Genomic DNA, 2,769 nt, shown 5'->3' with positions numbered 1-2,769 from the left:
CTGTATGACGTTACGCCGTGCGCGCCCTCCCGGTCAAACCGGAAGGGGGTCGGTACCCCGGGTTACCGACCACCTGACGTTCTACCGACCACCCTGCGCGGCCTACCCGGGCTACCCGGCTACCGGGGCACGCGGAGGGTGAAGCGGCAGATGCCCCAGATCGCGTACAGGAGCGGTGCGGCGGCGAAGCCGAGACCCACCACCGGGCGGGCCGCCAGCACCGACACCAGCAGCGCCAGTACCAGAGCCGCCCCCGCCGAGAGGTACCAGCGCCGCGCCCCGAGCACGACGGCGGCGAGCAGCACCGCACGCAGGCGCGCCCCCAGCATCTCGGGCACGGCCGCGAGCGCGAGCACCGCCGTCAGCACCGCGCCGACCGCGAGGGACACGAGCACCGGGATGGCCACCGCACCCGCGGTGCGGCCCCAGAAGAACGCCACGTCGACGGCTGCGACGACCACGGCGCCCGTCGCGAGCGCCCCGATCGCCAGGCCCCGACGCAGGTGCTTGCGCCATGCGTGCACGAAGGTGCGCACGACTGCCGTCGACCCGTCGGAGCTGAAGGCGGCGAACACCGCGAACGCAGCCGCCAGGGCCGGCCCGAGCAGGGGCGCCGCCACGGCGAGGTACGGCCACGTCGTCCCGGGGTCCGTCGCCGCGAGCAGCACGACGAGGGGCAGGCACGCGACTGCCAGGAGCAGGTTCGTCATCAGCCCGGTGTAGACGGTGCCGAACACCATCTCGTAGGTCTCCGGCCCGATCAGCGGCCGGCGGCGCGGGGCTGCCCCCGCGGTGTCCGCGGTGGTCATCCCTTGACGCCCGTCGTCGCGATGCCCTGGATGAAGTAGCGCTGGCCGAAGAGGAAGATCAGCGCGATCGGCAGCACCGACAGCACCGAGCCCGTCATGATCAGCGCGTGCTCGGCGTTGTACTCCCCGATGAACGACTGGAGGCCGAGCTGGATGGTCCACAGCGGCCGCTCACGCAGGTAGATGAGAGGGCCGAGGTAGTCGTTCCAGGTCTGGACGAACGTGATGATCGTCAGGGACGCCAGGGCCGGCACCGACAGCGGCATGATGATGCGCCACCAGATCCCGTACTCGGAGAGCCCGTCGATGCGCGCCGCCTCCGACAGCGAGTCCGGGATGGACTCGTAGTACTGCTTCATGAGGAACACGCCGAAGGCGCCGAACGCCTGCAGCAGCATGATCGCCCACAGGGTGTTGTTGAGCCCCCAGCTCGAGAGCATCTGGAACTGCGGGATCATGTAGGACTGCCACGGCACCGCGATGGTGCCGATGTACAGCAGGAACAGCGCGTCGCGGCCCGGGAAGCGCATCTTGGCGAAGCCGTAGGCGGCGAAGCTGCCGGTCAGCACCTGCAGAAAGGTCACGGCCACCGATACGACGAGGGTGTTGCGCACCCAGGTGACCATGTCGGCCTTGACCCAGATGTCAATGTAGTTGCGCCATTGCACCGGATCTGGGATCCACTGCACCGGTGCCGTGAACACCTGGTTGTTGAGCTTCAGTGACGAGATCACCATCCAGCCGAACGGCAGCATGATGCCCGCCGCCGCGACGATCATCGTCGCATAGAGCAGGACCCGGCCGGACTTCCGGAGCGCGGACGTACGGGCGGCCATCACGCATCCCTCCGCTTGTTGTACAGGAACTGCACCACGGTCACGAGGATGCAGATGAGGAACAGGACGACGGCGACGGCCGAGGCGTACCCGAACTGGAACTGCTCGAAGCCCTTCTGGAAGATGTACTGGCTCAGGACGAGCGTGGCCTGCCCCGGACCGCCGTCGGTCATGACGAGGATCAGGTCGAAGACCTTCAGGCTCTGGATGGTGACCATCACGGTGACGAAGAACATCGTGGGTCGCAGGCAGGGCAGGGTGACGTTCCAGAACCGCTGCCACGCGCCGGCGCCGTCGATCCGGGCGGCCTCGTGCAGCTCGGTCGGCACGGTCTGCAGGCCGGCCAGGAACAGGAGCATGTAGTAGCCCATGTCCTTCCAGGTGCCCACGATGATCACGGCGGGCATGGCCCAGTCCTTGGAGACCGTCCAGCCGGGCACCTCGCCGTTGGTGAACAGGCCAAGGAACTGGTTGATCGGCCCGAACTCGGGGCTGAACAGCATGTTCCACACCACGGCGACCGCGACGATCGACGTGATGTACGGGAAGAACGCCACGGTGCGGAAGAACGCGGCGCCGCGCAGCTTCTGGTTGAGCAGCAGCGCGAGGCTGAGGGACACCACGATGGTGATCGGGATGTGCAGCGCCGCGTAGTAGAAGGTGTTGCCGAGCGCTATGTGGAAGCTCTTGTCGCCCACCAGCCTGGCGAAGTTCTCGAGGCCGACCCACTTGGCGGTCCCGAAGATGTTCCAGTCCGTCAGGGACATGTAGAACAGCGTGAACACCGGCGTCAGGGTGAGTACCGCGAAGCCGAGGAAGTTCGGCAGGATGAACGTCCAGCCGATCAGCGCGTTGCGCACCTTGAGCGACATGCGTGGGGTCTTGAGCGGCGGCGGGGGCGCGGGCTGCGAGAACCCGAGGGTCCGCTGGTTGCCGACGACCGGTGTCGTCATGGGGTGTGTCTCCTCTTGAGTGCTTGTTGGTCCAGGCCCGCGCGGGCCGGCTTCCCGGTCGTGGGGGGGGGGGGGGGGGGCGGCGGGGGGGGGGGGGGGGCGCGCCCCCGCACGCGGCGCCGCGCCCGGCCCCCGCTCGCGCCCGCCCCACCGCAGGCCGCGGCCGCGACC

The 2,769-nt window shown here is 68.7% G+C and carries 3 protein-coding genes; all 3 read right to left on the bottom strand.

Annotated elements, in window-relative coordinates; all coding sequences use genetic code 11:
• Nucleotides 1-119: 119 nt before the first annotated feature.
• Genes AB0F40_RS27420 through AB0F40_RS27410 form a run of 3 tightly spaced genes read right to left on the bottom strand, consistent with a single transcriptional unit; the run spans nucleotide 120 to nucleotide 2,598 of the window.
• The gene (locus AB0F40_RS27420) at nucleotides 120-809 is read right to left on the bottom strand and encodes a DUF624 domain-containing protein (protein WP_357475481.1); all 690 of its coding nucleotides are present in this window, start codon (nucleotides 807-809) and stop codon (nucleotides 120-122) included.
• Nucleotides 806-1,645, bottom strand: a complete 840-nt coding sequence (locus AB0F40_RS27415) for a carbohydrate ABC transporter permease (RefSeq protein ID WP_357475480.1) — start codon at nucleotides 1,643-1,645, stop codon at nucleotides 806-808. Before AB0F40_RS27415 ends, AB0F40_RS27420 begins: the two co-directional genes overlap by 4 nt.
• Nucleotides 1,645-2,598 carry a sugar ABC transporter permease gene (locus AB0F40_RS27410; RefSeq protein WP_357475478.1) on the bottom strand — a complete coding sequence of 318 codons (954 nt, stop codon included), beginning with the start codon at nucleotides 2,596-2,598 and terminating at the stop codon, nucleotides 1,645-1,647. Before AB0F40_RS27410 ends, AB0F40_RS27415 begins: the two co-directional genes overlap by 1 nt.
• Between the last annotated feature and the right edge of the window lie 171 nt (nucleotides 2,599-2,769).

Origin of the sequence: Promicromonospora sp. NPDC023987, from assembly GCF_040639055.1 — a bacterium.
Lineage (GTDB): Bacteria > Actinomycetota > Actinomycetes > Actinomycetales > Cellulomonadaceae > Promicromonospora.
The sequence above is the reverse complement of the archived record's forward strand: the minus strand, read 5'-3'. Positions and strand labels throughout refer to the sequence as shown.